The sequence below is a fragment of the Vibrio sp. 10N.261.46.A3 genome (assembly GCF_041472995.1).
Taxonomy (GTDB): domain Bacteria; phylum Pseudomonadota; class Gammaproteobacteria; order Enterobacterales; family Vibrionaceae; genus Vibrio; species Vibrio coralliirubri.
Genome location: NZ_JBFRRH010000161.1, coordinates 1 through 26,516, shown reverse-complemented (window position 1 = coordinate 26,516; position 26,516 = coordinate 1). Strand labels below are relative to the sequence as shown.

The following is a 26,516-nucleotide window of genomic DNA, read 5'->3' as shown; positions in this document are numbered from 1 at the left end:
ACGAATATGTTTGGATTTCTGCGCTCAACAACGTCGAAGAGTGATGCTCTAGCTGATGATGAGGTCAACCAGAGTTATCGCTATTGGCGCCTTCACATCATGATAGGAATGTATGTCGGCTATGCAGGTTTTTACTTCACTCGTAAAACCTTTAATTATGCCGCGCCAGCCATGATCACCGATCTTGGTTTGGACAAAGGCGATATCGGCTTAATTGGCACGCTCTTTTATCTTTCTTATGGCTTATCGAAATTTATATCAGGCACGATATCGGATCGGTCGAACCCGCGTTACTTCATGGGGCTTGGCCTAATCGCGACTGGTCTGATAAACATCGCGTTTGGCTTTTCGAGTTCGTTAGCGGCTTTTATCTCGCTGTGGGTACTGAATGCATGGTTCCAAGGTTGGGGCTGGCCATCGTGTTCCAAGTTATTGACGACTTGGTATTCTCGCTCCGAAAGAGGCTTTCGCTGGGCAATCTGGAATACAGCACACAACGTTGGCGGGGCGCTTATCCCTATTCTTGTGGGTTATCTGACGCTGCAATTCAGTTGGCGAGCTGGGTTTATCTGGCCGGGTGTGATTGGTGTTTTTATCGGTCTTATTGTCTGCTGGCGCTTACGTGACAAGCCCACCACCATGGGACTTCCGACTGTAGGGAAGTGGCGCAATGATCACCTAGAATTAGCGCAAGAGAGCCATGGACAAGGGTTAAGCTATCGAGAAATACTGAAAACCTATGTGTTCAGCAATAAGTACATTTGGTTGCTCGCCTTTAGCTATGTGTTGGTTTACATCGTAAGAACGGCAGTTAACGACTGGGGCAATTTATACCTCACCGAAGAACACGATTACAGTTTGATAAACGCCAACGCTGCGTTGTCTCTGTTTGAGATAGGTGGCTTTGTTGGCTCACTTGTGGCCGGATGGGGATCGGATAGGCTGTTTGGTGGTAACCGTGGCCCGATGAACATCCTGTTTGCAATTGGCATCTTCCTTTCGGTTTCGGCTTTATGGCTTATGCCTTTAACCAACTTTGTGTTTCAAGCCGCTGGGCTGTTTTGTGTAGGCTTTTTTGTTTTTGGCCCTCAAATGCTTATTGGCATGGCGGCGGCTGAATGTTCACATAAAGACTCTGCCGGGGCGGCGACAGGTTTTGTTGGCTTGTTTGCTTATATGGGAGCAGCACTTTCTGGTTACCCATTAGCGCTCGTTCTAGAAACTTACGGTTGGAGTGGGTTCTTCATTACCATCTCTACTTGTGCGGCCGTTATTGGCTTGCTGTTACTGCCTTTTTTACAAGCTCAATCACCTCAGAAAAGTGCAGAGGTTCGCTCTGTTTTTTAAGGATCGATAACAAGATAGTCACTAGTGTTTGTATTCAGATGCTTGTATCGCTGCTGTATCCAGTGCGATACAAGCCGCTATCTTATTTTCGGCGCTTTCTATACGTGATACTCAAATGTGACTTTTTTCACGCTTTTCATCGTTCTCACCTGTTTCTAAGAATTTTTCCTATTGCGTCTAAGACCTCATCTCATGTGGGTTCTAGCTGCTCTCTGTAGTCTTTCTAATTATTTACGTTATTAGAAATCAGCTCTCTGAATTGTGTTCAAAGGGCTCACTACGGAAATTGTCATGTCACTCAGCCACTTCTCAGAACACTCATTTTTCCCAATGGAAAACACCATCCAAAATTATGCATGGGGGAGCATTTCTTCGATACGTGAACTGTTTGGCTTTAAGAATGAGTCACAAGAGCCGCAAGCGGAAGTTTGGATGGGAGCGCATCCGAAGGGCTGCTCAATGGTCAAGCTGGACCAACATTTAGTGTCTCTATCTGAGCTGATTAACAAGAATAAACCCGCTTATCTATCAAGCGATATTGCGCAGGAGTTCGGTGAACTGCCTTTCTTGTTTAAGATCTTGGCAGCAGAAAAAGCGCTATCTGTTCAGGTTCACCCAAACAAGCAGCAAGCAGAGGTTGGCTTTGCAAGAGAAGAGCAAGCAGGAATCCCTCTGGCTGCAGGGCATCGTAATTACAAAGACTCTAACCACAAACCTGAATTGGTTTACGCGATCACCGAATATCAAGCGATGAATGGCTTTCGAGAATTCAATGAAATATTAGGGTTGTTCAGAAAGTTGGATTCGAGCGAGTTGGCTAATTTGGTTGAAGAGTTTGGCAACCACCTTGATTCTCTAGGCTTAGAAGCGTTTTTTCGTGATCTGTTAACTCTAGATGACCAACGTAAACACCGAGCATTAGAGCAACTTCTGACTTACGCAGCGTCTCATCAAGACCAAGCTGAGTTTGCTTTGGTTACTGAGCTTAGCCACCAGTACCCGAACGATATCGGACTATTTTGTGTTCTACTGCTGAACCTGATCACACTGAAGCCAGGTGAAGCGATGTATTTGAACGCAAACACTCCACATGCTTACATTAAGGGAACCGGGCTTGAGATTATGGCTAATTCAGACAACGTGTTGCGCGCTGGTTTAACGCCAAAACACATTGATGTCCCTGAGTTAGTCGCGTGTACAGAGTTTACGCCAATTCCGTTTGATCGCTTGTTATTGGCACCCTCAAAACTGGGTCAATGTGATCGCTATGATATCCCGGTTAGTGACTTTGATTTCAATATCTTTCATGGCCCAAAGCAAGAAGAAGTCATCACAAGTGGTGCTGAAATCTTAATGGCAATCGATGATGATTTAACGCTAATGAGCCAGAAAGGTGAACACCTAACACTCACCAAAGGGCAATCGGTATTTATCCCTGCCTATATTGGTCATTACGAATTGAGCAGTAATGGGCGAGTGGCTAGGGCGTTTAATTAGGGGAGCTTGTGGCCTAGATCGAGCCCCATCCCTACGAAGTAAACATCACTATCATCAACAATGTGATAGCCCAGTGATTGATAAAAGCTAATGGCGCGAGTGTTACTTCTAAAGCTCGACAGAGTCACTTGGCTTCGTTGCTCTTCCATGGTTCTCTTATGTATGAGAGCCATGACTTGCTTACCCAGCGAAAGACCTTGGTATTGAGGGAAAATGATCAGCAGATGAATATGGTATGCGTTGTCATAAGGCTTAAAGCAGGCGAGTCCTACTCTCTCATCTTCGCGATATATCCAATGAAACCAAGAAGGATGATAATCATTGATTAGACGTTGACGTTGAAAGTCATCATCCCACCCAAAAACGCTATCTACGTGTATGAAAAGACCTTGTTTAACACTCGCAAACAGTTCTTCGAACTCAGAGTTTGAAACAAGCTGGAGTTGTATGTTCTCTTCTTTTATTGCCACTTTGCTTGCTTCCTTATCAAACGCCTTAGAATAAGCAAACAGTAACATAATTGAAGAGGACGAATTAGCTTTTGATTTTACGATGTTATAAAACCAAAAAGCCATGCGTAGTGCATGGCTTAAAATAGAGTTTTGGACTGATTTTTCTATACGATCTTAAGCGCGTGATGGCGTGTGAGCTGTTTGTGTAGCGAGTCTTTGAGCTCCATGCGTTCTACTTTGAGGTTGTGCATGCTGTCGTCATCGATAGGGCTGCCAGAGATTTCTAGCTGACGGATGTCGTAGTCGAGTTGGTGGTACTTCTGCATATCTGCTTTGAATTTTTCGTCGTCGTGGTTGAGCTGAACAATGTCTAATTTAAGATCTGGGAAATCTAAGATAAAGGCATGGTTTTCATTGAGCATTGGCACTTCCTCACTTGTCTAATTAACTTCAGTATAGAGCCTATTCTTGAAGATAAATGTGTTCCTAAACACAAAGCGCGAGCAGGATCAAAAAAGGGCATTAACGTTCCAGTTTGGATGCGTTAATGCCCTTTGTTATTTTAGTAGGATCAAATACTACTGAGTTTTTTTGCCAGAGCGCTGCTGCTCTTTGTGTGCAAGCTTCTCTTTTTTACGTTGCTCGATAAGGTGGGCAGCTTCGCCACCTACGTGAGTTTCGCCACGAGCATTCGACAGTTGAACTTGCTTTTCACGTTCACGGAAACGGGCTTTCTGCTCGTCGCTGTGCTTATCAATACACTTAGGGCAGCTTACGCCTTTCTCGAAATGCTCAGAGGCTTTGTCTTCTTCTGTGATTGGTAGACGACACGCGTTACATACATCGTAGCCACTCTTTTCTAGCTGGTGGTTAACGGCAACACGACCGTCAAATACGTAGCAGTCGCCTTCCCACATGCTCTCTTCTTCTGGTACTTCTTCTAGGTACTTAAGAATGCCGCCTTCAAGGTGGTAAACCTCATCAAAGCCTTGCTCTTTCATGTAGGCTGTTGATTTTTCACAACGAATACCGCCAGTACAGAACATCGCGACTTTCTTGTGTTTCTTAGGATCAAGGTTGTCTTCAACGTATTGAGGGAATTCACGGAAGGTTTCTGTGTTTGGGTTCACAGCATTTTTGAAGGTGCCGATGTCCACTTCGTAGTCGTTACGAGTATCAACCAGAATCACATCTGGATCAGAAATCAGAGCGTTCCATTCGTTTGGTTTAACGTAAGTGCCGACAACGTGGCGAGGGTCGATGCCCTCAACACCCATGGTTACGATCTCTTTCTTGAGCTTAACCTTGGTGCGGTTGAATGGTTGTTCTTCGTTGAACGACTCTTTGTAAACAACATCAGCCAAGCGAGAATCTTGTTTGAACCATTGAAGAAGGGCGTCGATCGATTCGCGCTTACCTGCAACGGTACCGTTGATGCCTTCACTCGCAAGTAACAAAGTACCGCGGATTTGGTTGGCTTCTAACACGTCGGTTAGTGGCTGGCGAATTTCTTGGTAATCATCAAGTGCTACGAATTTATACAGAGCACATACAACATATTGAGACATGGTTTTTCCTTTCTGCGAGCTGGAACGTAAATCCAGAGCGGTTGCCTGTTGTGATCAGAACTGAGTATTTCAACTTAGTTCTGTCTTGTTGGCTTATTAAAATCAGGCGCAGTATAACCAAGGCGGTGCGGGACAAAAACCAACCAAACGTAGGGCTATATAACATTATTTTTGGTGTGGCTTTAGGTGTGGTGAAAAGGCCGTTATTTGAAAAGCAGTTTTAACTCAAATAAGGAGTGGTGCTTTGTTGTCTATTGAATCTTCGGCTATGAACTTATTTAGTATCTCATCTCAATGAGTTGGTGTTCTCCGACGATTTCCACTTCACGAATGAACTCAAAGCCGAACTTTTCATAGTAACCTTTTAGGTATTGATGGGCGTGGATTTCAATGACTTTGACACCATGTTCAGAAGCGTGATTTAGAAGTGCACGTACAATTTTAGACGCGATACCTGATCCTCTATAAGGCTGAAGAACAGCAACACGTGCCATGGTTGAATGTCCTAATTCATCAATGTGCAAGCGTGCCGTCGCGACTAAATTATCTTCATCGGTGATGAGTGCATGATGTGATACTGGGTCTAACCCATCAAGATCCAACACATGGGGAATACCTTGTTCAACAACGAATACTTGATGACGAATGGACTGTGCTTGCGTTATCAATTCTGGGTTGTTACCAATCACCAATTCCATTTCATTGCTCCATGCTGTTAACGAATGTTTTTAGAATCCCCTATTGTTGCGGGGATGTACGCTTGTGATTTGCCTTTAAACTAAGGCTTTTGAATAGCTGCTTGTCTCAATATCAATGATCTCAACGGTCAGCGAAGCATTAGATAGTGAAAGAGTCAGTAATTGATCCAATATGGACTTGGAGAGCATCGCTTTAACGCTTTCGTTACGCCCAGACAAAATACGCACAGAGACATGCACGAAGTCTTCTTTTACTTCGCCGGTTTGGTAATGCTGATAGGCAAGGCTGCGTACTTTGATGTCTTCTCCTGTTGGTGAGAACAGCTGAGATTCCATCGCGCCGAGAAACACTTTTTGGTTGAGTTGCTGACCATCAATAGTAGATGAGTGTTCGATAATACAATGCGGCAAACTGACGTCCTTTCTGTGCTTTATGGAGACCTAGAATTAAGGCCAATGTGGCTCTCTTGTTGAGAATGACATTGGCTTTTAATGCTGACTCGTGACAGCTTTACTCAGTAATAAGCCGATCAGGCAATCACCAAAGCGGCCAGTATTGTCAGCGATTACGCTTGGTTAAGTACTTCTGCTAAGCGTTTTACCGCTTCCGTCAATTCTTCTGGGTTGGCGTTGGTGAAGTTTAAGCGCAGTGCGGCTTTGGCTTCATCGGCCTTTGGATAGAATACTGGGCTTGGTACTACTGCCACGCCATTCGATAGCAAGGTTTTAGCCAGTTCGAAGGTGTCACACTCTGGGATCTCAACCCAAATGAACATCCCGCCGTCTACCGCTTTCAGTACACAGTCAGCAGGCAGTTGTTTCTCTAGCTCTGAGAACAGCACCTCATAACGAGACTTGTACAGGGTGCGAATGTTTTCCATGTGTACGCCAAAGTCTTCATGTTTTAGAAGACCAACAAGCAGCGCTTGCATTGGTACACTTGAGTGTAAATCCGCGCCTTGCTTCACTTTGATCAGTGGCTCAAGGTAGCTGCGTTTGCCTGTTACCGCGCCAATACGTAAACCTGGCGATGCAATCTTAGAGAATGAACGAAGAACGATAGAGTTATCAGGGCAGAACGAAGAAACCAACGGCAGTTCTGTACCTGTGAAACGTAGCTCACGGTATGGTGCATCTTCAATGAATGCCACGTTGTATTTGATACATAGCTCAGCCACTTTTTGACGAGTTTCTGTTGCCCAGCACACGCCGGTTGGGTTGTGGAAATCAGGCACGGCATAGAACATCTTCGGTGATTGCTGTGCAAAGCACGTTTCCAGTTCATCTAGGTTCGGGCCAAATTCAGTTTGAGACACGGTCGCAATGTTTGCTTGAACTAGGCCAAACACCTGCATCGCACCTAAGTAGCTTGGCGCTTCCATCACAACCACATCACCCGGGTCGACATACGCACGCGCAATCAAATCCAAACCTTGTTGAGAACCAGTACAGATCATTGCTGTGTGAGTTTCTGGCAATTGGTAGCTTTGTGTTAGGTGGTCAAGCAACGGGCCGTAACCGGCAGTAGAGCCGTATTGGAAAACTTCAGGCATGTTCGCTAGGTTTTCTAGCGTTGGCTTCATTAAATCGATTGGGAATGTTTTCTCGTCCGGTAAACCACCGGCCAATGAGATGACATTTGGATCACTTGCGGCTGCGAGGATCTCTCGAATGTATGAAGATTGAATCTGTTGTAATGACTGTGCGATTTCCATGTGTTGGGTCTCGTCGTTTATCGTTTTTATTCTATCGCTTGATATTACACGGCAATTGTAAAAACTAGCGTGTCCGTTTATGCTCTTAAACATGTCCATTTATGCTATTTAAACGATGTCACGTCAACACATATCGCGAATCAATGATGTCCTGTTCCATATTCACCAAGACATCAGTCAGCCTTTGTCAGCCAAAGAGTTATCTGAGATAGCGGCCTATTCAGAACAGCATTTTCATCGCACCTTTAAAAGTGTGGTCGGGGAGTCGCTGCATCAATATATCCGACGCACTCGAATGGAGTATGCGGCTAATCAATTGATGTTCGATACCAGCTCGTCTGTGGTTGAGATCGCGCATAAATGTGGCTTTAGTTCTGTGTCTTCGTTTAGTCGAGCATTTAAAGCGACCTTTAATATGTCGCCCGGAGAATGGCGTAAGCATGATTTACAAGTAGCAGAAAAACCCTATTTGAAAGATCCCGAAGTGGCGGCGGGCTATTTGAATGTGGCGCAGCGAGTATTGCCCGAACCCAAGATCGTTGAAGTGCCTGAACGCATGGCGGCCTACGTTCGACATACGGGCTATAACCGATCCATTCGCAATGCGTGGTTGATATTGAAAGCGTGGGCGAATTCAGAACAGCGTGATTTTTCGAGTCAATTTGGTTTGCATCACTCAAACCCTGCTTGGGTTGAAATGGATCAGTGTCGTTATGTGGCGTGTATCGCGATTGATGAACCGATTAAGTATCGTAGTGTCGTGAACCAGATGGTGATTCCGGGTGGTTTACATGCCGTATTTAGATTGAATGGCCGCTACGGCGAGCTGCTACCACAGATCAGTATGGTGTTAGAAAAATGGCTACCCACATCTGGTTTCAAACAGCGATCTACTCCTGCGTACGTGCATTATCATCAGAATCACTTTCTTAATAGTGATGAAATATTCGAACTCGATTTCTACCTTCCCGTGAGTTTTTACTGAGCCTTTACTAGGTTAACCATTGAGTTGGCTCTGTAATTGGTTTTGTTGTGTTTTGTCGAGCGTGATTTTACTCATTTGTTGTGGCTAATTTGCTCGCTCAATGACAGAAAGGGCTCTTATGTTGATGGTGCGATGAGAGAGAAGCTTGTTGATAAACGACTCTAAGTAAATGATGACAACGTACGGATTAAACGATAGCATCCCGCTCTAATTGCAAATAGTTCTTAATATCACTCGCTAGAATATATGACCATTACCCACAAAGATTATCTGAAAATTGCCTTCCCTTTCATCATCTCAACGGTGACACAGCCTCTACTAGGTGCGGTGGATACCGCTGTTATCGGCCAACTTGGTATTGCTGAACTGATTGGTGGCGTGGCGATCGGCACCATCATTATGAACACCATGTATTGGTTGTTTGGCTTTTTCCGTGTCAGTACCACGGGGCAAAGTGCGATGGCACTGGGCAAGGGGAATCGCTCTGATTTGGCGGGTAGTTTGATGCGTCCGTTTGTGCTGTCTGGTTTGGTGGGTTTGATCTTGATCTTGATACAACCACTCATCTGGCAAGGCGCAATGTGGGTGATAGAGCCTGAAGCCAATGTGGCCGATCACGCGCATATCTACTTCAATATTTTGATTTATGGCGCGCCTTTTGTGTTGCTCAACTACACCATTATTGGTTGGTTAATGGGGCAGGCGAAAGCCAAAGAAGTTCTTTATACACAAGTGTTTGGTAACGTGTTGAACATTGTTTTAGATGCGGTGTTTGTACTCTATTTCGATCTGGGTGTCGCAGGTGTGGCTTACGCAAGTTTGATTGCACAAGTTACCACCTTTGCGATTGGTGTGACCTTGGTGATGAAGACCAGCAATATTTCGATCTCTGAGTTCTTGCAAGGCTCGAAGATGACCAAGAAAGACCTATCGACAATCATCTTTTCGAATACTGATCTATTACTTCGCACCATTTGTATCTTGGTGTTCTTCAACATGATGGCGCGTACAGGCTCTAAACTGGGTACGGATGTTCTAGCGGCTAACGCGATCTTGATGCAGGTGACCTTCATAGTCAGTTACATGTTTGACGGTATTGCCAACGCATCGAGTGTGTTTGCTGGTAAAGCAGTAGGACAGAAGAAACCTTCAATGTTGGATCGAGTATTAAAGCTTAACTTCCAATGGACGGCCGGTTTTATTGCTGCGCTGACGTTGTTGACCTTGGTATTTAAAGACAGCATTGTTTTCTTGTTTACCGATATTCCAGCGCTAGTCGCTCTATATCAAGAGATGGCTCCATGGTTAATCGTGTTCCCGCTAGTGGCAGGCTTTGGCTTAACGGTTTACGGCATTTTTACCGGAACGGGAACCACGCGTCCGGTTAGAAACTCAAGCATCGCGACTTTGTTGGTATTCTTAGCGGTACAGGCATTCACAATCGATATTTGGGGCAATCATGGTTTGTGGTTGGCGTTTACTCTGTTCTATCTTGGGCGTATTGCGTTCCTGTATCCGTTCATCGCACAAGTTAAGCAGAAGTGTTACCCAGTCGAAGATGCCGCTCAGGGTGCCATTAACTAAGTAACCTAATCACCACCTGTAATACTTTATCAAAGCGCTTTACTATTTTTACACGATAAATTTAGTGAGCGCTTTTTTGTATCGGTAAAAATCACCTCGAAGGGTCAACACGCCCTAATGAAAATTGGTCAATCAAACAGCAAATAAAATGCGATACAGTTCAATGTTCTCTTTTCATCATGTCGGCTAAATGATAGAGTTGTTATGTTATAACATCTATATATGAGTATCTGCGTGAACGCCCCACTTTTGTCTGTTGACCGATTAACGATCAAAACCTCTTCGAGAATCCTTTTCCAAGATATCCACTTCGATGTTTATCGAGGTGAGCTGTTGGCGATCATGGGTCCTTCAGGTATTGGTAAGTCGATGCTTTCTCGCGCTATTGCGGGGTTTCTGCCAGAGACGGTTGAAGTTGAAGGTCATATTTCTCTATCTGGTGAAGCTGTGTGTGGTTTGCCGATGTTGCAAAGAACTGCAGCACAGCGCCCCGCAGTTATCTTCCAAGATGCGCTTCAAGCGTTAAACCCTCTGGTTTCAATAGAAGGCCAACTCTGCCTTGCCTTGACGGGAACTCGCACCAAGCTTAAATCAAAAGACAAAATCAAAATTACCGAGTTGCTGATTCAACTTGGTTTTCCTAATCCAGAAACCATCTTGCCGTTGTACCCGAGCCAAATTTCGGGTGGGCAACGCCAACGTGTGTGTATTGCGATTGGCTTGCTGAGTAACTCCGATATTATCATCGCCGATGAACCAACCAGTGCGTTAGATCCGGTGACAGAGCAAGAGATACTTAAGCTGATTCGACACAATGTTAAACAACGTCAAATTGGTGGTTTACTCATCACCCATGACCTGCATAGCGCGTTGGCGTGTGACAAGTTGTTGGTCATCGATGATGGTGGTGTGGTGGCTTACGGTGCACCGAAACATGCACTTGAGTCGAGCTCTCACGCTTTCTGCTGTTCATTGAGAGACTTAATCGAATGAGCTCGACCTTACCACTAAACTCAGAAGCCTCGCCATTAATGCCAGTGACTGATTCAGAAACACAAACATCGACAGAGATTCAGTTCGACAATGTGAGTGTTCACTACTACTCCGTACCAAGTTGGTTGGGTGGTAAAGCGTTTAAAGCGCTGCAGAACATAGACCTTAATGTTGAAGACAAAAGCCTAGCAATTGTTGGGCGTTCTGGTGCCGGTAAATCAACGTTAATTGAACTGCTATTTGGCCTTAAAGCGCCAACCTTTGGTCAAATAAACTTGTTCGGTTATTCGCTCCCAATTCGCGATAGCAAAGCGCAAGCAACGGTGTGTCGGCTGATTCAATTGGTGCCACAAGAGCCCCACACTAGCCTCAACCCTTACTATACCGTTCGACAGATCTTAGCCGAACCGTTAAGCAACTTAGATGTTTCGGGTAATCATGAAGCCATCATTGAAGAAGCGCTGTCAGACGTTGGATTGCCTGCCAGTTTGCTCTTACTGAAACCTAATCAGCTTTCTACAGGTCAAGCTCAACGTGTGGCGATTGCTCGGGCTCTTGTCGTTAGACCCGCAGTGCTGGTGGCCGATGAACCTACTGCTAGCCTTGACCCTGTGAATCGTCAAAGGTTGTTGGACTTGGTTAATTCATTAAAAAAGAAGCGCGATATGCGCCTTATTTTGGTTACGCACGATTTAGGTGCCGCAAAAGCCCTTTGTGAAGAAATACTGGTACTCGACCATGGTGAAATGGTGGAGCACGGACCGACCGATCAAGTGATGAGTAAACCTGCTCATCCTGCGACTCAGATGCTGATCGAGTCTCAGCCTCTTTCGAAATCTACTTGTTAAACACAACCTTATTTATTAAAAAAATACAGCTACAGAGAAAAAATAATTATGCGTTTTAATTCAATCAAACTGGCTTGCGCGCTTGCGTTGGCTCTGCCTTTGACGGGCTGTTTTGACTCTCAACCAGGGTCTAGCGATGCCGCAGTAAAATCTGAAATTCGAGTTGCGATGATGCAACCACCAAGAACGGGTTTATCGCCACTTTCTGATGACGCTTTTAAGTTATCTCGTTGGAGCACAGCAGAAACTCTGGTTAACCTGAGCCCAACCTCAGAAGCACAACCTATGTTGGCAACGGATTGGAAACATCTTGATCCTCTGACTTGGCAGTTCACGATTCGCCAAGGCGTTAAATTCCATGATGGTTCGACATTAACGGCAAACTCTGTAGTGAACTCTCTACAAAAAGCGCTTGAAGCAGCACCTAAGCCGCGCATCCTAGATGGCGTAGAGCTAGAAGTGAAAGCGATGGACAACTACCGTGTAGAGATTAAAACCAGCTTTGATGACCCTCTTTTACCAAGCCGTTTATCAAGCCCTCAATTAGCGATTCTTGCAGCAAGTGCTTATCAAGAAGATGGCCGTGTTAGTCCAATTGGCGCAGGTACTGGCCCGTTTGAGTTGACTGAAATCAACGGCACAACAAGCGCGAAACTGAAACGTTTTGATGGCTACTGGGGAGAAAAAGCGCAAGTTGAATCTGTAATTGCAGAATACGTTCCTAATGGTTTTGCTCGCGCTGCAGCGTTGAGAACCGGCACGGCTGACGTCGTTGAAGCGGTACCCGTTTCACAAATCGCGACCATTGATCCGAACCTACTTTACGAAGTGGCAATGCCTCGCACTAATACGCTTTACCTGAACAACAAGTCAGGCGTATTTAGCGATATTGAACTACGTAAGGTAGCGGCAGCTGCAGTAGACCGTGAGCAGATTGTGAATACTGTTTATGAAAACCACGCGGATATCGCACAAGGCCTATTAGGTCCTGCACTTGCTTGGGCTGAACCAATTCGACCTGAAGGCCCGGCAGTCGAAAAAACGCTAAAAGCGAACGGCGAAAGCATTGTTATCGGTACCTTTACCGATCGTGCAGAGCTTCCAGAAGTGGCAGCACTACTGAAACAACAACTTGAAGCGGCTGGTTTCAAGGTTGAGCTGGATATTCGTGAATACGCTCAGATCGAGAACGATGCGCTATCTGGTAAGTTCGACGCGTTTATCCTTTCTCGTGCAACGGTTCTAGATTCGGGTGACCCAGTGGCTTACATGATGAGCGACTTTGGTTGTAAGGGTTCATTCAACCTTGGCCAGTTCTGTTCTCAAGAGGTAGATAAAGCACTGAATCACGCTGACCTACAACCACTAGGTGCGCTGCGTCACCAAGCGATCATCGAAGCTGAACAAAAAATCCTTAACGATTTCGCGGCTATCCCGCTGCTTCACGAACGTGTGATTCAAGGTGAAAGTGAGCGTGTAAGCAATGTCGTTCGTGACCCAAGTGAACGTCGCTTGGTTGATCAAACGACACAAGTTAACCCGGCAACACAGGCTAACTAAATAAATGTTATCTGCTGAGACTCTGCGTCGAACTCTATTTATCTTGACGCCTTGGCTATCAAGAATCGCCTCACTGATTGTGGTGGTGATTCTTGTTGGTTTGATGCCTGACATCGCAGGCATCGATCCAAGCCAATCTATTCTGCGGGCTAGGGCGGGGCAACAACACCTGCTTACGCCTGAAGCTTTAGCGGCGGTACGCGCTGATCTTCAGCTGGACCGTTCAGCCATTGAACGCCTGATCGACTGGGTAGGAAGTGCTTTTTCAGGTGATCTAGGTGAATCATGGATTGATGGTTCCTCGGTTGCGCTAGGTATTCAAAAGACAGCGTCTACGTCTCTGTTTTTGATGTCTAGCGCACTTGTGATGACTTTCGTACTGTGCGGTGCAGGCTTACTGGCTACCTTACGCAGTTGGAAGAAGGGCAAACTGGGGCAGAGTTACAGCAGTTTAAGCACCGTATTAATATCGTTGCCAGAGTATGTGGTCGCCTCGGTATTAATACTGGTATTCTCAATCTGGTTAGGTTGGCTGCCACCGTATGGTTGGCAAGGCTGGCAAGATATCTGGCTACCGAGTTTAGCGCTCGCACTGCCTGCTAGCGGCCTGTTTAGTCGCCTACTCAGAGACAGTTTACAACGCGTTCTCAATGAACCTTGGGTGATCACTTGGCTCAGTGCCAACGTTCATTCCAATCAAATTATTCGCTTTGCGCTGAAAAGAGCGCTGAGCAGTCTGATCCCGCAAATCGCGATGATCGTGATTGGCTTAACTGGTGGCGCAGTCGCGGTTGAGCTTATTTTCTCGATCCCTGGTATCGGGCGCATGATTCTTGGTGCAGCCAAGGCGCAAGACTTACCAACGCTGCAAGGCGGCTTATTGGTGTTGCTGCTATTTTCAATTGCCGTGAGCAGCATGAGCTTGTTTGTTCAGCAATTGATTCTTGGCCACAGCCTGAAAAGCGGCAAGCTCATCAGTAGCCACTCTTCGTTTCGTTTTACCCAGAACCGCGCAAAGCGTGTCACTGCTTTTGCGATCTTCTCTTTCCTAATTGCTATCGTTGTATGGGCTGCATTCCGAGACCCATACACTAGCCAATTCGCACGCTTGGCATCACCGAGTTGGCAAGCACCTTTGGGCGCAGATGGCATTGGTCGAGACCTACTGGCGAGAATTGGTTCTGGTATGATTACGACCTTCCAAGCCGGCATATTGGCAACGTTCTTGAGCTTGGTGACGGGCATCATCATGGGTTTCAACACCCGCTTTAGCCAAGGCCTTATCGAGATCACTAAGGGTATCCCATACATCATTGCAGGCTTGCTTGTTGCAGGTTTAACGGGGATGAATCCGAACAGCGCCTTAATCGCGATTGTATTGGTATCGTGGGCGCCGTTAGCCGCGCACTGCTCAAGCTTGATCGTAGAAGCCAAGGCTCAACCTTATACACACCTCGCGCCACTATGGGGCACCAGTAAGCTTAGAATCTTCCGTTTCTACTTGCTTCCGTATGTGCTGCCACCGTTGTTAAGACACGCGATGTTGAGGCTACCGGTTATCACTCTAAGTCTGACCTCGCTGAGCTTCATCGGATTAGGGGCAAAGCCACCAACACCTGAATGGGGTTTGATGATCGCAGAGAACCTTCCATACATTGAGCGCGCGCCATTAGCAGTCATGGGGCCAATTGTTGGGCTGATCTTGTTGGGTGCAGCCATTAACATGATGTTTGATGACTAACGTAAAGATCCGGTCGCTGAGGTTTCTAAATTGACGATCCGATTGGGTATTCGATTTAGCATTTATGTTGTAACCTTAGCCCTGCTTTTTAGAGACGCTTTTTGATCGGCTCGAAAGTTAAACAGGCCCTAGTTAAGTGTAAAGGATTCAACATGTATCTCGTTTTGTATTGTCACAATATTGGTATGACCGACTTTTCTTTCTTTGAGACGGAAGATTTCGATAAGGAAGATGGCTATATCGTGCGAGGCAAATGGCCGAACGAGAAAGCGTTCCGTGATTACTTAACCAAAGAGTTTGGTGACATGAGCGAGTTCCAAGTGATCGACTTAATCGCCAAAGGTGCAGAAGCAGAATACTACTCGCCAGAAGAGTTGATGCGCCTAGCTCAGTAGCCGCTAGCTCAGCAATATCTAGCTCGGTAATACGTTTTAAATCGAATAAACAAATGGCAGCCTGATTGGGCTGCCATTTTTCGTTTTAAGCTAGAGCACGTTGCTCGCAGTATGAGTGGAGCTACTGCGCTACTTCGTCCACCAAGTACAAGATTGATTGATACGAAATGCCACTGTGGTGCGATAAACCGATCTCACAGGTTCGGCTGTTACTAAAGCCACGAGTGCAGTTGCTCGGCACTTGTTCCTTAAGTGGGTGAACTGCTGCTTCATTCAGCTCTGGTGTCGTGAAGCCTTTGTCACCTGCCCAACCACAACATTGAATATGCTCTGGAACAATCACCTCTTCGGTACACGCTTTAGCAAGGTTTAACATCGCACCTTCTAAACCCATTCGACGAGAGCTACAGGTGACATGCAGCATTACGGTTTCTTGCAGCGGCTCAAGTGTCAGGTGCTCTAGCAGGTATTGGTTCACAAACCCTGTTGGTTCTAGCACTTCTAATGGCTTGGTGAACTGCTCAATACTGCGTTTAGCACATGGGCTGGTATCCATTAATACTGGGTATTCACCTTGACGACTGGCTTGCCACAACACTTCTTCGAGTTGTTGCGCTTTCGATTGGGCTAAGTCGGTCATACCTTTGCTGTCGTAAGGCATCCCGCAACATTGGTCATCTAGCTTCTTCGGTAGAATCACCTCGAATCCTGCTTTTTTAAGCAGAGACATGGTTACTTCAGTTAGAGGACGTTGGTCGCCCGCATCGCTTTGTTGCCCCATGGTTCGACTTGCACACGAAGGCAGGTAAACCACCTTTTTATGGTTGCTTGAGGATTCTGCCGTCACTGGTGATGAGGCTAGCGAGTGACTATTGGATTGCGGCATCTCTGGCATCCAAACCGGTGTCGCGCCTTTAGTCATTGAGCGTAAGCCGTTGGTTAGCTTGCCGACTGTATTTGCGCCTAGAACCTTACTCGCCACTTGGTTGGTTTTGAGGCCAGCCTTAGTCAGTTTTGTTGTGGTCGAGAAATGATCCGCTGTCCACTTAGCGATGGGCGTAAATTTCTCGTATTTGGCAATACGAAGCTTCTTGATCAAATCGCCGGTGTTGATTCCCACTGGACAACGCTCGGCACACAGGCCTGTCGCGGCGCAGGTATCAATGCCTTGGTATTCAAATGTCTTCTCTAGCTCGCTTGCTTCTATCTCTTCACCTGCTGCACGGCGGCGTTGTAGCTCTCGATATAAAACAATACGTTGGCGTGGTGATAGAGTCAGTGTGCGAGAAGGACAAACAGGCTCACAGAAGCCACATTCGATACAGCGGTCGACAAGGTCATCAGCTGCAGGCATCGGCTTTAAGTCTGTGATGTGGGAATTTGGATTGTCGTTGATGATAACGCCGGGGTTAAGCAGCCTTTCTGGGTCGAACAGTGCTTTGATCTGTTGCATCAAGGCATAGCCGTCTTTGCCCCATTCTAATTCCACATAAGGTGCCATGTTTCGGCCCGTGCCGTGTTCCGCTTTCAAAGAGCCTTGGTATTTCACCGCGACTAGCTCGGCAACATCGTCCATGAAACCGCCGTAGCGATCGATTTCTGTTTGGCTGTCAAAACCTTGAGTAAACACAAAGTGCAGGTTACCTTCGAGGGCATGGCCGAAAATGATCGCTTCGCTGTAGTCGTATTTGTCGAACAGTTCTTGCAGTTCTCGAATGCCGTTAGCGAGGTTTTCGACAGGGAAAGCAACATCTTCAATGATGACTGTAGTGCCGACTTCACGCACTGCGCCAACTGCTGGGAACATGCCCTTTCGGATGCCCCACAGAGTCGCGACTGTCTTCGGATCGGACGTGAAAGGGACTGATTCAACAATCGTGTAATCAGCCAATGCATCCAAAATTGATTTACATTGTAAATCTAAGCCCTGCTGGGAGCTGGCGTGTGATTCCACCAAAATAGCAGCGGCTTCTAAATCTAGGCTCGGCATAAATGCAGGCATACCCGGTTTATCAGCCACTGAACGTAGTGCTCTGCCATCCATCAATTCAACCGCAGCAACGGGTGTTTTTGATAGCGTAGTAACGGCTTTACTGGCTTGTTCGATGTCGGCAAACACCAGCAGAGCCGAAGCCTTGTTCGGATGTTCGATAACCGTGTTATAGGTAATCTCAGCGATGAAGCCTAGCGTGCCTTCTGAACCAATCATCAGATGTTTGATGATCTCAATTGGGTCGTGGTAATCGACCAATGCATTCAGAGCATAGCCGGTGGTGTTTTTAAGACGGTACTTGTGGCGGATTCTGTCTGCCAGTTCTTGATTCGAGCTTGTCTGTCTGTGTAAATCAATAATGCCTTCAAACAGCGCTTTGTGTGATTGCTTGAATGCTTCAACGCTGGCGTTATCTGCGGTATCAAGCAGGGAACCATCACTTAATACGATTTTCATGCTCTCGACGGTGCGATAAGAGTTTTGCGCAGTACCACAACACATGCCGCTGGCGTTATTCGCCGCGATACCACCGATTTTACAGGTGTTGATTGAGGCTGGATCTGGGCCGATTTTACGTTGGAAAGGGGCAAGGTATTTGTTGGCATCAGCACCAATCACACCCGGTTGAAGGATAATCTGATTGCCGTTGTCGACGATTTCATGACCACGCCAGTCGTCGGTCAGAGTAATAAGTACCGAGTCTGAAACGGCTTGGCCTGAAAGGCTGGTACCCGCAGCGCGAAAGGTAAAATGAATGCCCAGTTCGCGACAGATTTGAATGGTGAATATCACTTCATCTAAGTTTTTCAGCCTTAGAACCATTTTCGGCACCAAGCGATAGAAACTCGCATCGGTGCCGTAAGCCAAGCGCTTTGCCTCTTGAGTGACAATGCGTTCCGTTTCTATTTTTTGAGCCAGTATCGCTTCAAGCTGCTGATAAGCTAGTGCGTCTATTACTCGCTCATGGGATGTGTTTGTCTCCATCTTTGCTTCCTTGTGCTTCTTATTTGGCACTGATCAGGGCGTGTTGACCTTTCGTGGTTAAATTTTGTTCGAATGGGGACGCCTAGTCAAAAGCGTTTTAATCGCGGCGAGGGGAAAGTAGCCTAGTCACTCTAAGCAAATCCCCCTCAACAAAGAGTAAAACGCTTTTTGCGGGGGCGCCCAGCTCGAACCCTTCGGGCAGCGTTTGCTGGCCATTTCTACTACGTTATCGGCTTCTCATGTAGGCTAGCTACACATCGACGCCTCTGTCTTGTATAAATACCCAGCAACTCGCTGCAAAAATCAGCTCGAAAGATCAACACGCCCTAGTTTTAATTTTATTTTCCAGTGCTTAAACGGTGTCACAACGGCAGTGGAATTGCTGTGACACCGATTGAACTTCAGTCTAAGTAGACCAAAGCATGAGTCCGAATCTGAATCCGAACATGAACCTGAGTCGTGGCGGGTTAATCTAATCCCACCAAAGATTCACGAGTTAAGTCTTTGATTGTCTTGGCGCCTGTCAATGTCATCGCAACGCGCATCTCTTTGTCGTAAAGGTCGAGTAGGTTTTCAACACCTGCTTGTCCTTGTGCCGCTAACGCATAGACGAAAGAACGGCCAAGTAAGGTGCAATCTGCGCCCATCGCCATCATGCGCACTACATCTAAGCCAGTACGAATACCAGAGTCGACCAGAATCTTGGTGTCGCCTTTTACTGCGTCTGCAATCGCAGGCAAAGCTTTGGCACTTGATAGAACACCATCAAGCTGACGACCGCCGTGGTTTGAAACCACAATACCGTCTGCACCAAACCTCACGGCGTCTTTTGCATCCTCTTCATCAAGAATGCCTTTGATGACCATTGGGCCGTCCCAGAAGTCACGGATCCACTCTAGATCTTTCCATGAAATTGATGGGTCGAAGTTGTCACCCAACCAACCGATGTAGTCTTCCAGTTTGGTTGGTGAACCGCGGTAAGTAGAGATGTTGCCCAGATCGTGAGGCTTACCGAGTAGGCCAACATCAACGGCCCAGCTAGGATGACGCATCGATTGAAATACCCGACGCATTGCTGCATTCGGGCCACTCATTCCTGAGTGCATGTCACGGTAGCGAGCGCCGGGTACCGGCATATCCACGGTGAAGACCAGTGTTGTAACGCCAGCTGCTTTTGCACGTTCAAGCACGTTCTTCATGAAGCCGCGATCTTTGAGCACGTAAAGTTGAAACCACATTGGGCGTTCAATCTTAGGTGCGACTTCTTCAATCGGGCATACCGATACCGTCGACATGGTAAAAGGGATGCCTTTGTTATCGGCGGCTTTTGCTGCTTGTACTTCACCACGTCGTGCGTACATGCCTGTTAAACCAACCGGAGCCAGTGCGATTGGCATTGCGAGCTTTTCGCCAAACAACTCGGTTTCCAAATTTAGGTCCGACATGTCATTAAGCACACGCTGCTTGAGCGCGATCTCTGCCAGATCAGCAGTGTTGCGGCGTAGGGTATGTTCTCCGTAAGAACCGCCATCAATGTAGTGGAAAAGAAACGGTGGCAATTTCGATTTTGCTGCGGCGCGGTAATCAGTCGATGCGGATATGATCATAATTTCAGTCCTAAATTCTTGGGATGTTGCCCTTCTATGAGAGCTTGGTTTGGGCTGCTTTAATTCTTGAAAGTAAGTGCTCTGTCTTTCTTAATCTTTGAAGCTGTAAACGATAAAACGATAAAACGATAAAACGATAAAACGATAAAACGGGAAAATGGCGTTAATACCCGAGGGTGTTGATGTGTTTCAGTATCCATTCCGAAACTCATCAACTGTCTTATTAGACGGTGTTGCAGTCGGGGAATTGAGTATTAACGCCAAGTGCTTTTTTAACGACTTTGGTTTACATAAGTGCGTCTGTCATTTTGAATCCGTAGATAACCACTAGACCAATGATGCCTGTCATTACCAAGTAGTAGAACGTTGGAATGATTGTTTTACGTAGCGTTGCACCTTCACGTCCTAGTAAACCTACCGTTGCTGATGCCGCTACCACGTTGTGAATCGCAATCATGTTACCTGCTGCTGCACCAACCGCTTGCAGAGCGACAACCACCGCACTAGAGATAGTCAGAGTTTGTGCCACTTCAAACTGGAATTGGCTGAACATCATGTTTGAAACTGTGTTCGAACCTGCAATGAAGGCACCTAACGCGCCAACCGTTGCACTTAGTGCTGGGAATGCGCCGCCAACTAGGTCAGCTGCAAAGTTCGCAGTCGTTACCGGCATACTGGCCAAATCAGCGCCGTTCACGCCAGAGTTAATGAAGATACGTACCATCGGGATGGTGAACACCAACACAAAGCCTGCGCCAATCAGTGTTTTACTTGATTCACCAAACGCTTTAGCTAGTGGCGTTGCACTACGAGATTGCATGAGAACCGCAACCAGCGCGACGAAGACCAAGATACCGCCCGGTAGATACAGAGGTTGAATCGCAGTGCTTACGCCAGTCTCGCCTAGGATGTTGCTGAACGATAAGCTCACGCTCTTAAGTAGGCCTTTGAACTCAGGGCTTACACGGCTAGCAACTAGAGTGACAGCGAGCAGCACGTAAGGTGCCCATGCCATCGCCATACTCATCTTTTTATGACCTTGCTTAGTGTCATCAAGATCGATTTTCAGAGAACCTAGCCATTCTGCTGGCCACTTGTCTTCGCTCTCGAAATCCCATTTTGATTTTGGTACAAGGAAGCCACGTCTTGCTGCTGTAACCACAATCGCTAGGCCAACCAGACCACCAATCAGTGATGGGAACTCTGCGCCAAGGAAAACGCCCGTTAATGCATAAGGAATCGTGAAAGCAGCACCTGCGAACAGTGCGAACGGCAGGATATCTAAACCTTCAGTCCAGCTTTTGTTCTTACCGAAGAAGCGAGTCAGCATCATTGCCATCAATACAGGCATCATCACACCAACAGAAGCATGAATCAGCGCAACGCTTGACGTGATTTGTTGTAGGTAAGCATCCCATGTTGAGCCATGAGCAATCAGGCTTTCACCGATGTTGTGCGTATCCAAACCTTTGTTCACACCAACGATAATTGGAGTGCCAACCGCGCCGAATGATACTGGCGTAGATTGGATCATCATGCCCATCAGTACCGCTGCAAGCGCAGGGAAGCCGATAGCAACCAGCAGTGGTGCAGCGATGGCAGCTGGTGTGCCGAAGCCAGATGCGCCCTCAATGAATGAACCGAAACACCAAGCAATGATGATTGCCTGAACACGACGGTCAGCGGATATATCAGTGAATCCGTTGCGGATAGTGGTGATGGCTCCGGTGTGTTTCAAAGTGTTTAATAAGAAGATGGCGCCGAACACAATCCAGAGAACCGACACGGTAATGCCGAAGCCTTGGAATACTGAAGCCAGCACGCGAGTGCCAGACATGTCCCAAGCAAGTAGGGCGATAGCAACTGTTAAGGCAAATGCCACAGGCATCGCTTTTTTTGCAGGCCAGTTAAGGCCAACCAGCAGAATCGCTGCAACAACTATTGGTGAAAATGCCAATAGGGCTAGTAGAGTTTCACTCATGGGTACTTCCTCGTACTGTTTTCAAACGTTCATGTTTGAAGTAAAGATCACGTTATGGTTTGTCATTATTTGAATCGCTTTGGCCTCTAAACGGGAACCTTGTTTGGGCGACTCTTGTAATTGGAATGACTGTTTTTGTAATTGTTTTGTTAATTTGGCGTGAATTTACCCCTTTATTTTTTATTGATATAGGGAAATAATGAAAATAATTAATTCCAAAATTGGCATAATCAGATGCGAGCAGACGATTTGATCCTGTTTTCACAGGTGGTAGAACTGGGCAGTTTCAGTAAGGTGGCAGAGCAAAATAACCTTACAAATTCGGTAGTTAGTAAAAGAATTGCGCGTTTAGAGGAAGAGATTGGTGTGCAATTATTATATCGAACCACGCGTAAATTGACCCTGACTGAGGCGGGCAAGGCAATGTTACACGGGGCCAAAAATGTGAAGCAGGCAGCTCAAGAGGCTATGGATGCAGTTTCAGGCTTTGGTGAAAATGTGAGTGGTCATATCAAAATGTCAGTGCCTACTATCTCCGGAGATTTGATTCTCGCAGACGCTGTGGCCGAGTTTTGTAATATGCACCCAGGTTTAACGGTCGATATGTCTCTGAACAATCGCTTTGTCGACTTGGTTGAGGATGGCTTGGACTTGGTGATTCGTACTGGTTACCTAGAAGATTCAAGCCTCATTGCTCGTCATATATTGGATTCACAATGGGTGGTGTGCGCATCGCCGTCTTATATTGCTAAGAACGGTAAGCCGATGTTACCTAAAGACTTAGTGCAACATAACTGTCTGCAATACGCGTATCAAACAACGGGTGCCAGTGAATGGCAGTTCCTGCATAGTAAAGACGGCTGTACTGACAACGACAAATACATCGTGCGTGTCTCGGGTTCATTTTCTACCGACAACGCCACGGCACTTCGTAAAGCGGCGTTGGGCGGCCATGGTGTGGCGTACGTGCCACGTTGTCTGGTTTATCACGATATTCGTAACGGCCAGCTGGTGGATATCTTCCCTGACTTGGTAGGGAAAAAGTTGGGCATTTATGCGGTGTACCCTTTTACTCGCCAACCACCAAACAAGATTAAGTTATTGATTGAACATATCAGAACGCGCTACTTGACGATTTCTCACTATTTTTAATAAGGATCACGATGAGCTATTTAAAAGAGTATCCATATCCAGTCACCAACAAACAGATCGTCAGCGATGACTATTTTGGCCAGATAATCGAAGACCCGTATCGTTGGTTAGAAGATGATAGAAGTGACGAGACCGCGCAGTGGGTAGCGAGTCAAAATGAGGTCACGTTTGATTACCTTGCTCAAATTCCGTATCGCGCTGAACTGCGAGAAAGACTGGCGAAAGCGCAAGACTACAAAAAGAGCTCGCAGCCGTTTGTTCGAGGTGAGTACACCTACTTCTATAAGAACGATGGTCTGCAGAACCACAGCATTCTCTATCGTCAGAAAGAGGGGCAGGAGGTTGAAGTCTTCCTAGATCCGAATACCTTCTCGGAAGACGGCACCACATCTCTAGGCTCGGTGTCGTTTTCTAAAGACTACAGCTTAGTGGCGTACAGCATCTCTGAAGGTGGTAGCGATTGGCGTAAGATCTTCGTGATTGATACCGAGACTAAACAGCCGCTTGAAGCAGAAATCACTGACGCCAAATTTACCGGTATTTCTTGGTTGGGTAATCGCGGCTTTTATTACTCTAGCTATGACAAGCCAGACGGCAGCCAGCTGTCGGCACGTACTGAGCAACACAAGCTGTACTTCCATGAGTTGGGTACAGAGCAAGCTAGCGACAAGGTAATCTTTGGTGAGAGCAACGCTGAACAACACCGTTATGTGTCGGGCTACACCACGGAAGACGATCGTTACCTAATTATTCTTGGGAAAGAGTCGACATCGGGTAACAGGCTGTTCTATATCGATTTAGATTCAGAGGCGCAACCGTTGAACACGCTGATTGACCATGTTGATAGCGACACTTACCTCATCGATAACCAAGACCAAGTCTTCATCTTATATACCAACTTAGATGCGCCAAACGGCAAGGTGGTGAGCTTTGATACTCGCGATGGAAAGTGGCTTGATATCATCCCTGAGAAGCCACAGCCATTGGACATCAGCACTGGTGGTGGTTACTTGTTTGCGCACTACATGGTGGATGTGGTGTCTAAAATCGATCAGCTGGATTACCAAGGTAACTTAGTTCGAGAACTTCACATGCCTGGGATGGGAACGGCCAGTGGCTTAGGTGGTAAAAAAGAGCAAACCCAGCTTTATTACACCTTTACCAATTATGTCACGCCGCCAACGATTTTCTCATTCTATGTCGAAACTGGCAGTTCTGAAATCTATCAGCGATCTGAGTCACCGTTTGAATCGGATAAATTTGAGTCTAAACAGGTCTTCTATACCTCAAAAGATGGCACTCAGGTTCCGATGCTTATCTCTTATAAGAAGGGATTAAAGCTGGACGGTAGTAACCCAACCATGTTGTACGCCTATGGTGGTTTTAATGTCAGTCTGACGCCTTCTTTCTCAGGTACGGTAGGCAGTTGGTTAGAACTTGGTGGTGTGTATGCAGTGCCTAACTTACGTGGCGGTGGCGAATATGGTAAGGCGTGGCACAAAGCTGGGACTCAGCAGCAAAAGCAGAATGTGTTTGACGACTTCATTGCCGCCGCGGAGTTCTTAATCGCAGAAAATTACACCAGTAGCGACAAGCTAGCGATTCGTGGTGGGTCTAATGGTGGTTTGCTAGTCGGCGCTTGTATGACACAAAGGCCTGAGCTGTTCCAAGTGGCTCTGCCTGCGGTTGGTGTGTTGGACATGTTGCGTTACCACACATTCACGTCTGGTGAAGGCTGGGCGTACGACTACGGCACATCAGCACAAAACAAAGAGATGTTTGAATACTTGCTTGGCTATTCTCCGGTTCATAATGTGGTGCGCGGCGTTGATTATCCGGCAACACTGGTTACGACCGCTGACCACGATGACCGCGTGGTGCCAGCTCACTCTTATAAGTTCATTGCAGAGCTGCAAGATAAGCATGAAGGTGGCGCGCCCGTGATGATTCGTATTGATGTTAATGCGGGCCATGGCGCTGGAATGCCGCTGAGTAAAGCGATCGATCTCACCGCCGATATCTATGCATTTACTTTGTTCAATATGGGGATTGCGTCTCTAGATTCACTTTAGCGAATGCTTGATTCTAGATAACAGGGTATTTTACTCAGACCAAAAAGCCTCAAAATCTGCCTTAGATTTTGAGGCTTTTCATATACATGAAAACCAATCAAAACTGCGTCATATTTCCTTCACTTTCACACACTGTTTTCCGTGATAGCCGCCACCATTACTGATGAAATGAAAGCGATTTCAAGCTGATATTTAACGCAATATCAATCCTAACCTGTTGATCTAAAATCAGTAGTTTTCGTCATGGGTATTCTAAAAGTTTCATGGCATTTAGGCTGATTTATCAGTGTGAACAGCGACCAACTTTTCAACGCTTTCATTGCTTAATATTTCCCTGTTCGATGAAAACTCAAAAAAATAATAGGGAATTACAATGCAAAAATTTAAGCTTTTGCCAATAACAGTCGCAGTGGCGGCGTCGCTTGCTTCACTCTCTTCTTTTGCTGCTGACACGGATATAGAAGCATTAGAAAAACGAATCCAAGAGTTAGAATCTAAGGTTGTGGATATTGATTATGTTAACGATCAACAGCCCGCGGTCCTAACTGCAGAAACTAAGGTGCCAGAAGGCATCGTCTTCTCTGGTTATGCTCGTTACGGCGCTCACTACAAGAGCGGTGATGAGCGTTACGTAGACATCGGTTCAACTGGTCGCTCTGTTGGTCGCTTGGGTAACGAAGCCAACGGTGGTGAGGTTCAGTTAGCTAAGCTTTTCCAAGCTGACAACGGCGCTATCTGGGACATCGTATTCATGGCTGACCACTGGGAAGCTGACGCTTGGGCTGACGACGGCGGCTTGAGCATGAAAAAAATGTACGCAGGTGTAACCAATGTATTTGAAAGCCAACCTGAGCTGTACATGTGGGCTGGTCGTGACTTCCATCAACGTCCGCAACAAGGTTTGAACGATTACTTCTGGATGACACATGATGGTCAAGGCGCTGGCTTTAACAACCTAGATTTCGGCGGTGCCAAGCTAGACATGGGCTTTGTTGGCCAAGTGAAAGGCGGTCTCGTAAATGACAACGGTCGATACGCAATCACTTCTAAACTTCACTCAATTAACGCGGGTATCGGTCAACTGGATTTATATGCGAACTATGGTTTTGCTTCAGATGAAGCCGACTCAGACGTAGCGGGTGAGCCAAAAGTCAGCGATGAAACGGCATACCTAGTAGGTGCAACTTTAGGGCTGGGTGAGTCTAACAAGTTGATTGTTAAGTATGGTGACGGTGCGGATGACTCTGTGTTTGACCTCGCTGGCGACAAGACTGTCTTTTACGCGAGTGTTGAAGGTAATTATGCTGTCAGTGAGCAGTTCATCATATACCCGTGATCATTGAA

Annotated in this window: 20 protein-coding genes and 1 pseudogene; 12 read left to right on the top strand and 9 right to left on the bottom strand. The window is 46.5% G+C overall.

Annotated elements, in window-relative coordinates:
* Window positions 1-6: 6 nt before the first annotated feature.
* Together AB4484_RS25725 and manA are read left to right on the top strand one after the other, a co-directional pair.
* Window positions 7-1,347, top strand: coding sequence for an MFS transporter (locus tag AB4484_RS25725; RefSeq protein ID WP_372080947.1), 1,341 nt, complete (start codon window positions 7-9; stop codon window positions 1,345-1,347).
* 291 nt (window positions 1,348-1,638) lie between these two features.
* Entirely contained in the window at window positions 1,639-2,844 is a 1,206-nt protein-coding gene (gene manA / locus AB4484_RS25720; protein ID WP_372080946.1) for a mannose-6-phosphate isomerase, class I, read from the top strand.
* Here manA and AB4484_RS25715 read toward each other — a convergent pair.
* From AB4484_RS25715 to AB4484_RS25690, 6 genes are all read right to left on the bottom strand, one after another.
* Complete coding sequence (locus AB4484_RS25715) at window positions 2,841-3,362, bottom strand: GNAT family N-acetyltransferase (RefSeq protein ID WP_372080953.1); 522 nt, start codon at window positions 3,360-3,362, stop codon at window positions 2,841-2,843. The genes manA and AB4484_RS25715 overlap by 4 nt on opposite strands.
* Window positions 3,363-3,460: 98 nt before the next feature.
* Entirely contained in the window at window positions 3,461-3,718 is a 258-nt protein-coding gene (locus AB4484_RS25710; protein ID WP_009846137.1) for a YdcH family protein, read from the bottom strand.
* A 156-nt stretch (window positions 3,719-3,874) separates the two neighbouring features.
* Window positions 3,875-4,864 (bottom strand): rhodanese-related sulfurtransferase, encoded by a 990-nt coding sequence (locus AB4484_RS25705; RefSeq protein WP_372080945.1) that lies wholly within the window; start codon window positions 4,862-4,864, stop codon window positions 3,875-3,877.
* Between the two features lie 278 nt (window positions 4,865-5,142).
* Window positions 5,143-5,562, bottom strand: a complete 420-nt coding sequence (locus AB4484_RS25700) for a GNAT family N-acetyltransferase (RefSeq protein WP_372080944.1) — start codon at window positions 5,560-5,562, stop codon at window positions 5,143-5,145.
* Between the two features lie 75 nt (window positions 5,563-5,637).
* The gene (locus AB4484_RS25695) at window positions 5,638-5,973 is read right to left on the bottom strand and encodes a 5-carboxymethyl-2-hydroxymuconate Delta-isomerase (protein WP_372080943.1); all 336 of its coding nucleotides are present in this window, start codon (window positions 5,971-5,973) and stop codon (window positions 5,638-5,640) included.
* Window positions 5,974-6,128: 155 nt separating this feature from the next.
* Window positions 6,129-7,277, bottom strand: coding sequence for a PLP-dependent aminotransferase family protein (locus AB4484_RS25690; RefSeq protein WP_123961488.1), 1,149 nt, complete (start codon window positions 7,275-7,277; stop codon window positions 6,129-6,131).
* Between the two features lie 115 nt (window positions 7,278-7,392).
* Here AB4484_RS25690 and AB4484_RS25685 point away from each other — a divergent pair, with 115 nt between their 5' ends.
* The 7 genes from AB4484_RS25685 to AB4484_RS25655 all read left to right on the top strand — a co-directional run bounded on the left by AB4484_RS25685 (window position 7,393) and on the right by AB4484_RS25655 (window position 15,383).
* Window positions 7,393-8,262 carry a GyrI-like domain-containing protein gene (locus AB4484_RS25685; RefSeq protein ID WP_050620166.1) on the top strand — a complete coding sequence of 290 codons (870 nt, stop codon included), beginning with the start codon at window positions 7,393-7,395 and terminating at the stop codon, window positions 8,260-8,262.
* A gap of 246 nt (window positions 8,263-8,508) precedes the next feature.
* Window positions 8,509-9,846 carry an MATE family efflux transporter gene (locus tag AB4484_RS25680; RefSeq protein WP_372080942.1) on the top strand — a complete coding sequence of 446 codons (1,338 nt, stop codon included), beginning with the start codon at window positions 8,509-8,511 and terminating at the stop codon, window positions 9,844-9,846.
* Window positions 9,847-10,080: 234 nt separating this feature from the next.
* Window positions 10,081-10,839, top strand: coding sequence for an ATP-binding cassette domain-containing protein (locus AB4484_RS25675; protein ID WP_372080941.1), 759 nt, complete (start codon window positions 10,081-10,083; stop codon window positions 10,837-10,839).
* Window positions 10,836-11,687, top strand: coding sequence for an ABC transporter ATP-binding protein (locus AB4484_RS25670; protein ID WP_372080940.1), 852 nt, complete (start codon window positions 10,836-10,838; stop codon window positions 11,685-11,687). The genes AB4484_RS25675 and AB4484_RS25670 overlap by 4 nt, the downstream gene beginning before the upstream one ends.
* A gap of 48 nt (window positions 11,688-11,735) precedes the next feature.
* Window positions 11,736-13,247: an ABC transporter substrate-binding protein gene (locus AB4484_RS25665; RefSeq protein ID WP_372080939.1), complete on the top strand. Its 1,512-nt coding sequence runs from the start codon at window positions 11,736-11,738 to the stop codon at window positions 13,245-13,247.
* 4 nt (window positions 13,248-13,251) lie between these two features.
* Window positions 13,252-14,988 carry an ABC transporter permease subunit gene (locus tag AB4484_RS25660; RefSeq protein WP_372080938.1) on the top strand — a complete coding sequence of 579 codons (1,737 nt, stop codon included), beginning with the start codon at window positions 13,252-13,254 and terminating at the stop codon, window positions 14,986-14,988.
* Between the two features lie 152 nt (window positions 14,989-15,140).
* Entirely contained in the window at window positions 15,141-15,383 is a 243-nt protein-coding gene (locus tag AB4484_RS25655; protein ID WP_372080937.1) for a hypothetical protein, read from the top strand.
* 121 nt (window positions 15,384-15,504) lie between these two features.
* Here the strand turns inward: AB4484_RS25655 and AB4484_RS25650 are convergent, their stop codons facing one another.
* The 3 genes from AB4484_RS25650 to AB4484_RS25640 all read right to left on the bottom strand — a co-directional run bounded on the left by AB4484_RS25650 (window position 15,505) and on the right by AB4484_RS25640 (window position 21,948).
* The gene (locus AB4484_RS25650; protein WP_372080936.1) at window positions 15,505-18,360 is read right to left on the bottom strand and encodes an FAD-binding and (Fe-S)-binding domain-containing protein; all 2,856 of its coding nucleotides are present in this window, start codon (window positions 18,358-18,360) and stop codon (window positions 15,505-15,507) included.
* A 467-nt stretch (window positions 18,361-18,827) separates the two neighbouring features.
* On the bottom strand, window positions 18,828-19,967 hold the full coding sequence (lldD, locus tag AB4484_RS25645; RefSeq protein ID WP_050620158.1) for an FMN-dependent L-lactate dehydrogenase LldD: 1,140 nt from the start codon (window positions 19,965-19,967) through the stop codon (window positions 18,828-18,830).
* Window positions 19,968-20,253: 286 nt separating this feature from the next.
* Window positions 20,254-21,948: an L-lactate permease gene (locus AB4484_RS25640; protein ID WP_372080935.1), complete on the bottom strand. Its 1,695-nt coding sequence runs from the start codon at window positions 21,946-21,948 to the stop codon at window positions 20,254-20,256.
* Window positions 21,949-22,182: 234 nt separating this feature from the next.
* On the opposite strand from AB4484_RS25640, the gene AB4484_RS25635 reads away from it, so the two are divergent.
* The 3 genes and pseudogenes from AB4484_RS25635 to AB4484_RS25625 all read left to right on the top strand — a co-directional run.
* Window positions 22,183-23,100, top strand: coding sequence for a LysR family transcriptional regulator (locus AB4484_RS25635; protein WP_048611944.1), 918 nt, complete (start codon window positions 22,183-22,185; stop codon window positions 23,098-23,100).
* An 11-nt stretch (window positions 23,101-23,111) separates the two neighbouring features.
* Window positions 23,112-25,172: a prolyl oligopeptidase family protein gene (locus AB4484_RS25630; protein ID WP_372080934.1), complete on the top strand. Its 2,061-nt coding sequence runs from the start codon at window positions 23,112-23,114 to the stop codon at window positions 25,170-25,172.
* Between the two features lie 373 nt (window positions 25,173-25,545).
* A pseudogene (locus tag AB4484_RS25625) lies at window positions 25,546-26,499 on the top strand (carbohydrate porin); the annotation flags it as partial.
* Window positions 26,500-26,516 lie beyond the last annotated feature (17 nt).

Bases quoted from the DNA above. Each gene is read 5' to 3' on its own strand.
- manA (WP_372080946.1), top strand. From the start codon at position 1,639: ATGTCACTCAGCCACTTCTCAGAACACTCATTTTTCCCAATGGAAAAC.
- AB4484_RS25690 (WP_123961488.1), bottom strand. From the start codon at position 7,277: ATGGAAATCGCACAGTCATTACAACAGATTCAATCTTCATACATTCGA.
- AB4484_RS25640 (WP_372080935.1), bottom strand. From the start codon at position 21,948: ATGAGTGAAACTCTACTAGCCCTATTGGCATTTTCACCAATAGTTGTT.
- AB4484_RS25685 (WP_050620166.1), top strand. From the start codon at position 7,393: ATGTCACGTCAACACATATCGCGAATCAATGATGTCCTGTTCCATATT.
- AB4484_RS25655 (WP_372080937.1), top strand. From the start codon at position 15,141: ATGTATCTCGTTTTGTATTGTCACAATATTGGTATGACCGACTTTTCT.
- AB4484_RS25660 (WP_372080938.1), top strand. From the start codon at position 13,252: ATGTTATCTGCTGAGACTCTGCGTCGAACTCTATTTATCTTGACGCCT.
- AB4484_RS25705 (WP_372080945.1), bottom strand. From the start codon at position 4,864: ATGTCTCAATATGTTGTATGTGCTCTGTATAAATTCGTAGCACTTGAT.
- AB4484_RS25715 (WP_372080953.1), bottom strand. From the start codon at position 3,362: ATGTTACTGTTTGCTTATTCTAAGGCGTTTGATAAGGAAGCAAGCAAA.
- AB4484_RS25635 (WP_048611944.1), top strand. From the start codon at position 22,183: ATGCGAGCAGACGATTTGATCCTGTTTTCACAGGTGGTAGAACTGGGC.
- AB4484_RS25680 (WP_372080942.1), top strand. From the start codon at position 8,509: ATGACCATTACCCACAAAGATTATCTGAAAATTGCCTTCCCTTTCATC.
- AB4484_RS25650 (WP_372080936.1), bottom strand. From the start codon at position 18,360: ATGGAGACAAACACATCCCATGAGCGAGTAATAGACGCACTAGCTTAT.
- AB4484_RS25710 (WP_009846137.1), bottom strand. From the start codon at position 3,718: ATGCTCAATGAAAACCATGCCTTTATCTTAGATTTCCCAGATCTTAAA.
- AB4484_RS25665 (WP_372080939.1), top strand. From the start codon at position 11,736: ATGCGTTTTAATTCAATCAAACTGGCTTGCGCGCTTGCGTTGGCTCTG.
- AB4484_RS25630 (WP_372080934.1), top strand. From the start codon at position 23,112: ATGAGCTATTTAAAAGAGTATCCATATCCAGTCACCAACAAACAGATC.
- AB4484_RS25700 (WP_372080944.1), bottom strand. From the start codon at position 5,562: ATGGAATTGGTGATTGGTAACAACCCAGAATTGATAACGCAAGCACAG.
- AB4484_RS25670 (WP_372080940.1), top strand. From the start codon at position 10,836: ATGAGCTCGACCTTACCACTAAACTCAGAAGCCTCGCCATTAATGCCA.
- lldD (WP_050620158.1), bottom strand. From the start codon at position 19,967: ATGATCATATCCGCATCGACTGATTACCGCGCCGCAGCAAAATCGAAA.
- AB4484_RS25725 (WP_372080947.1), top strand. From the start codon at position 7: ATGTTTGGATTTCTGCGCTCAACAACGTCGAAGAGTGATGCTCTAGCT.